The organism is Sulfitobacter sp. (assembly GCF_036961165.1).
GTDB lineage: Bacteria > Pseudomonadota > Alphaproteobacteria > Rhodobacterales > Rhodobacteraceae > Sulfitobacter.
The window spans coordinates 1-6,346 of record NZ_JBALVJ010000125.1; the positions used below are offsets into that span (position 1 = coordinate 1).

General features: G+C 52.6%; 4 protein-coding genes and 2 pseudogenes. 4 read left to right on the plus strand and 2 right to left on the minus strand.

Going from position 1 to position 6,346, the window contains the following annotated elements:
• Positions 1-524: 524 nt before the first annotated feature.
• A pseudogene (locus tag V7730_RS21555) lies at positions 525-608 on the minus strand (IS200/IS605 family transposase); the annotation flags it as partial.
• A 374-nt stretch (positions 609-982) separates the two neighbouring features.
• Here V7730_RS21555 and V7730_RS21560 point away from each other — a divergent pair.
• The 4 genes and pseudogenes from V7730_RS21560 to V7730_RS21575 all read left to right on the plus strand — a co-directional run.
• Positions 983-1,294 carry a hypothetical protein gene (locus tag V7730_RS21560; protein WP_335749617.1) on the plus strand — a complete coding sequence of 104 codons (312 nt, stop codon included), beginning with the start codon at positions 983-985 and terminating at the stop codon, positions 1,292-1,294.
• A 201-nt stretch (positions 1,295-1,495) separates the two neighbouring features.
• Positions 1,496-2,428, plus strand: a complete 933-nt coding sequence (locus V7730_RS21565; RefSeq protein ID WP_335749618.1) for an IS5 family transposase — start codon at positions 1,496-1,498, stop codon at positions 2,426-2,428.
• Positions 2,429-3,860: 1,432 nt separating this feature from the next.
• The gene (locus tag V7730_RS21570; RefSeq protein WP_335749619.1) at positions 3,861-4,493 is read left to right on the plus strand and encodes a tyrosine-type recombinase/integrase; all 633 of its coding nucleotides are present in this window, start codon (positions 3,861-3,863) and stop codon (positions 4,491-4,493) included.
• A gap of 129 nt (positions 4,494-4,622) precedes the next feature.
• Positions 4,623-4,730: pseudogene (locus V7730_RS21575) on the plus strand (IS630 family transposase); the annotation flags it as partial.
• A gap of 10 nt (positions 4,731-4,740) precedes the next feature.
• On the opposite strand, the gene V7730_RS21580 reads toward V7730_RS21575, so the two are convergent.
• A complete protein-coding gene (locus tag V7730_RS21580; RefSeq protein ID WP_335749620.1) occupies positions 4,741-5,475 on the minus strand; it encodes a lysophospholipid acyltransferase family protein in 735 nt (244 codons plus the stop codon).
• Between the last annotated feature and the right edge of the window lie 871 nt (positions 5,476-6,346).

Consider the following 6,346-nt stretch of genomic DNA (forward strand, 5'->3'; position numbering starts at 1 on the left):
GCGGGTCAAATCTCGGTGAAAATACCGGGTCAGTTCTCAGTGACATTCAACAGCCAAGACATCAATGGGGCCATCGTCAAAGCTGTTAAGGCACGCCAAAGCAACAAATAGGTGTTTAATTTACTGCGGTTAAATTCCCTCTATTGGAGAAAGAACGAAACCGCGAACGGTTCAAATCGCCTTCAGGTGTTGAGCCTCCCCCCTGGGGGTAATCCGCCTTTATAATTAGGTAAGCGGAGGACCAAAGTCGGTCTGGAAGCAGATCCCAGATGCAAGGAATACGTTCAACGTTAACCTGATCTCCACAGAAATCTTCCTTCTGCCCCCTCACGAAATGCCTTGAAGCGGAGCACACGGTACGGCACGTTACTCTGCACAAACTGGTGCTTCGCAGACCTGAACCCTGAATTTATCGTTTAAATTCAATGCCGTGCAAAATGGCTCCGATCCCTACCGCTGGAGCCATTTCTCTCACCCCGTATTGAGTTGGCACAGTGTATTATTTCCAGCTAATGCCATAAGTATCATTCGTAAGAATGTAATTCCAGATACTGCTTGATGATGTCGTCGGTCACATTTCCAGATGTAGTCGAAAAGTACCCCTTAGCGTCTGGTCCACTCATCCACCTGACTTTTGCGTTCTATGTGTTTTTGGCAGATATCAGCAATTTTCAGATTGCCGAGTTTTTCAGCACAATCGGCCGGGCGCGTTCCTAATATGCGCTGCTCTCTAGATGGCCGCCGTTTGCCAAGCACCCTGACACCAAGCCGCACTCCTCCCGAGTGCTGAGTTGTAAGGCTTTCAAACCAGCCAGCGCACCAACAGCGGTACGATCAGGCTTGTCAGCAGAGCGTTTACACGTCTTAGCTGGCGCTGGTGTTGACCCAAACAGCATAGTGCCACTAGACTTTAGGAGAAACATGCGGACCGGTGCGTGAGGATTTCGCCACACGTTGTCGTATCGTATCGTAGGAGTTCGTTATGCACGCTTATCTCAAGTCGCGCCGACGTTTGCTGGTCAATGCCAGCCAAAGCTATGTAGTTGCTGATTGCGCTTGGCAGCAAGGGCTACGCGATGCAGGGAAATTTATCCCGGATGCAGTCGGCCACAATGTCTGGAAAATTGGAAACCCCGGGTCGCGTATCCGCAAGATCTATGAGGCGCGGGACCACGCCTTACAGCGGTTGGTCGTAGCCCAGCTCAAGATACAAGTTGCCAAAAAACGGATCCAGGATCAGCAGTCACGACCACAGCAAGTCACCTTGTTTCTTGCAGTTAATCATGAGCTTTGAATAGCGGAATCCGGACTGCACCCACCTACACTGCCTCGGCGTTGGCTTGATCACCCAGTTGGCGGCACGTCGATCCCTGCTATCTAGTGCTTGATATCCACCACTTGCGTGCGATCAAAAGCATCCCTTGTAGCGGCTTTGTTGCACAAATCGGGGTTTGAGGGGATTCACCACGTGAATCCAGCGCGATAGCTGGGGTTTATGAGCAGCTGGATACCGACAACGTACAAGACCCGTAACTGGGCAGAGTATAACCTTTCGCTGAAGCAACGTGGATCGCTATCGATCTGGTTTGATGCGGAGATGACGTGGGAGGCAGCGCCTTCCGGACGACGGGGACGTCAACAAGCCTATAGCGATGCGGCCATTCAAGCCTGCCTGACACTCAAAGTGCTGTTCGGGTTGCCGTTGAGGCAGACGACTGGATTTGTAGCAAGCCTGCTCGAACGCGTCGGTCTGGACTGGTCAGTGCCGGACTTCAGTACCTTATGTCGTCGTCAGAGGACGTTATCTGTGACCATCCCGTACAAGGGCTCATCCGGGCCGCTGCACCTGCTGATAGATAGTACCGGCATCAAAGCTGAGGGCGAAGGAGAGTGGAATGCCCGCAAGCACGGTGGGCCCAAACGGCGGCTGTGGCGCAAGATACATATCGGGATTGATGAGCAAACGCTGGAAATACGAGCAGTCGAGGTCACCAGCAGCAGTATCGGGGACGCGCCCATATTGCCTGCCCTGCTCAATCAGATCCCAGCTGATCAGGAACTCGGTTGCGTCACAGCTGATGGAGCATACGACACACGCAAATGCCATGATGCGATTGCCGTGCGAGATGCCCATGCCGTTATACCGCCGCGCAAGAATGCCAAGCTATGGAAGCCCGACACACCCAGGGCCAGAGCACGCAATGAAGCAGTGCGAGCCTCAAAGTATCTCGGCCGCGCATTGTGGCGACAGCTGACTGGATATCACAGCAGAAGTCGCGTTGAGACAAAGATGCATTGCGTGAAATTACTGGGTCAGCGCCTCTCAGCGCGTGACTTTGATCGGCAGGTTGCGGAAATCCAAATCCGCGCCGCGATCCTAAACGGCTTCACAGCTCTTGGCGTACCGCGTACCGTCGCCGTAGGCTAAATCCGTCTGGGGTAAGGGGAGCTCCGCCCACAAGCTGATTTGTGCAACGAAGCCTCGTGGCTCCATCAAAGTGCGATTAAGTACCGTTCTATTTCCATCAACGTAGTCTGGTTGCGGTCCGACCCTAAAATCATGACGGCGCTGCCCATAAGCCTTCTGCCTGGACTTCGCCTTAAGGCGCAGCGATGCCGCACGCGGATTCGGCGAGGGGATTGCGGTTGGGTCAGTTGCTGTGTTCATGTACAAAAAATCAGAGCAGTGCGCGAAAGAGCAAAACCCTATTTTCTGGAACCAGCGCTTTCTTGTGGATTATTCCGGTTTCATTGAACGCGTAGTGGAGCGGCGCAACGCTCCAGGGCACCTCCGCAGCCGTTATAACGGCTCGGGCCAAAAATTTCGCCAAACGGCATTCCCGAAAAGTTATGCTTGAACCTACTAGCCATAACTACGTTATAGCTCTCCGGTGAATGGGCGTTGCCCCTTTCAAAACACCATGAAGGGCAGCTTCGCGCCCTTTCAAAATCCACGTCCGAAAACCATGTATCTGGCGCTGTGAACCATCGGCATTTCAATGGCCTGCAATTTGAATGCGGCAAGCGCTTCTAGCCTCAGTCCCGCAGTGCGGCTTGTGAACTCCATTATTTTTTCTTGCCAAAAACAGCCGACCGTCAAATTTCTATGCAGGCAGGTTCCGGCCTAGTCCTGCCATTCACCAGTCGTTCCTATGCTGCGGTGCGGCCCGTCATTGCTGCCGTTCGTGCATCCTTCAGTATTTTGTCAGCCTGATCGTCGGTCAGCGGACAAAGTGATATTTGCTGCAAGTCTAAGCCGCTGCCTAGTCATTCGCCGACTAATTCAGAGTGGGTGTATTTCATCGAAAAGGCCGCTCAAGTAGGAGCGACGGCTTCCAATTTTGAACTGTGCGCCGCGATGAAAGCAGCGTTGACCACGCCAATGTCCGAAAGTTGTTCTCCCCTCAGATGAGTGCGGCAGACCGCCGCATTGATTGTAGGCACAGCGACTTATTTGATTTTCTATGTGAATTTTTTTAGAGCGAGAGAAGTAAGATGTTCAAAGGACTAGGAATCTCAATTGTCATCATCTGTTTTGGGATGCTGGGCTTGCCGGCCCTCGTAGTAGCATTTGTTTAGTGTAGTTGGACATGAAGGAGGGGGCGACCTTTAAGGGGCCGTTTCATATGTCTATCCAATGAGCCTTGCGTCAGTTGGAGCGATAGAGAAACAACTTGACCAAGCTTCCTTGGTTGCCGCGTTTTGATATTTTTCGGTGATTATTCCAGAAAACCTGATCTGGGAATTCGCCCATATGGGCTCTGAGCCGACCTCAGATCTGGGGCAGCATTTGGTGATATAGTGCAGTGTGAACGTTGGGTTGTCGATGTGGGAGGGCATGGCGGATCGGAGGAACTGTCATGCAAACACAAAAATTACCGGACATTCGCACCCTTCGTCCCGCCTGGAACAAAGGGCGCACCGTTGGTCAGAAGCGACCGCTGAAGGCCAAACATGTCTGGGCCATCCGTGTCAGGCTGGAACTGGCTGAAAACTATTGCGATCTGGCCCCGTTCAACATAGCCACCGACCGCAAATTGAGTGGCTGTGATCTTGTCCGCATGAAAGTTGTCGATGTGATGGCGTCCGGACAGATCAAAGAACGGGCATCGGTCCTGCAAAGCAAAAACCAAAAACCTGTTCAGTTTGAGATTTCCGAAGGCACGCGCGCGTCGGTTGCGAAGTGGATGAAAGATCCGCTGATGGTTGGATCCGAATATCTCTGGCCGAGTCGCTTCCACGAGCGCCTGCATATCTCAACGCGCCAATATGCTCGGATCGTACGGGTTTGGTTTTCGTCCATCGGGTTGGAAGTGAACGCCTATGGCACTCATTCAATGCGACGCACGAAGGTCACCCAGATCTATAAGAAGACGGGTAACCTGCGTGCCGTTCAGTTGCTGTTGGGTCATACGAAGATGGACAGCACTGCCAGATACTTGGGCGTTGAACTTGAAGATGCGCTGGCGATTGCGGAAGCTATTGAAATATAAGTGTTTGGGCCGTCCGTCGACAGCCAGTTATGCTGCGGCGCGGCCCGTCGTTCCTGCCGTTCGCGGCAAGAGCGAAATCATATGATGGGTGAACTCAAGGAACCGACGAGAACGGCCCACAGTCGACATCTACCTCTGAAGAAGGGCCGGGTGGTCACAATGACCCATGATTACAAGCGCCACGGCACGACTACGCTCTTCGCCGCGCTGGATGTGAAGTGGGGCACGGTCATCGGCGATTGAACGACTACCGGATGTTGTCGGTAAGTTCATTCAATATTGATAGATCTGCCTCCATCTGCTCCTCAGCCTTCCGAATAAATTGTTCGGCTGGCATCCCAGACGGGATCGGAGATGAATATAAAACAGTGACTTTCCCGCTACGTTTGCTCTGTGGGCTCGGTCCCCAGAATTTCCCCGAGTTCACCAATACGGGCAGAACGGGCGTTCCCAGCTTTGAATAAAGCAGTTCGATCCCCCGCTTGAATCTGATTGGCTCTCGCCCATCCATTCGCGTCCCCTCTGGGAAAATGAGAACGGAGCGGCCAGAGGCGAGCGCTTCACGGCTCTGGTTCAGCATAGCCTTCAGTGCCTTGGACCCGCTCTCGCGATCAATGATGATCATCGGTGATTTTCTCATATACCAACCGATAATCGGAATCCGCAGAAGTTCCTGCTTCGCAACAATCGCTACGTCCGGGAAGAGAACGAGAAACGCAAGAGTTTCCCAGGTGGACTGATGATTGCATACAATGAGACAGGGTTCTGTCGGAATCAGGTCGCGACCCTTCTCGACATAATTCAGCCCAACAATATGCTTCAGCCCGAATAGGACCCCGTGCACCCACAGGCGGGTTGCGGACCTAATTGCCGTTGGCGGAGACCCAAACAACCAGAACACTGGCACACCCAAAGCGAAACAAGCGGTCCAGCCAGCAAGAAACCCGTCGAACAGGTGCGATTTCACTTTGATCTGATGCATAGAATCCCCTATTCTTATCTGGTGAAAAAGTAAGTTCAACCCGTTCTGTGATAATCCGCAGATGGGCGCTGCGATCGCAGCAAGGTCAATGAGCGTGCTCGGATGGTCCACTCTGAGAGTATAAGCTTTAACTTCATGATGAGCAATTTCGCAACGGCATTAGGTCTGATTGTCCGCGACCCAGTCATTGCCGTGATGGAAATGCTGCGCCGTGCATGAACGGCTGGTCTGGTGAAGCGGCGCTGGTTCGGGATGGCAAAGTCTGGTCTGGGCCGGTCGCGCCATCCGGCCAGGTTGTTGATCCCGAGCTTGCAAATGGCGATTTCTGCGCATAGCGGCCCTTGGTGGCGGACGCAGCATGAGAGTCGGCGTATCTGCCCCCTTTAATGGCTACTTTCGTTAAACTGAGGTGTCGCTCGCGCAGGTCCAGCGAATGCACTCTTTCCGCCCTAAGGTGCAAAGTTACTTGACTGCTGACTATCCCAAGTTGCGCCTAAAGAGGCTATGTCGCACATAGGTGCATCACAAAGGCTATTGCGCACATTTTTCTCTAACCTTATCAGTCTCTTAGATTTATGCTTGAAAGTTGACTGGGGATCCTAGCACCCCAGCCAAACTTCCAAGTTTATCGTTTTGAACCAATCAACCCTGCATAGTAGCTGGGATGAGCTGAGGATTTGGTTGCACGCGTGGTTACACAGGGGGTTACACAAACTCTTCATGTCGCGCCAAACGATCAACATGCGACCTCTTGAATAGTGCTAATGCGAGGTCACGATGAACGACATTTTTTACCTTTCGAAACGTCGCGGGATATATGTCAACGCCGGACTAAAACTGCACCAATCGCCGGAGAGAAAGTGCGCCACTT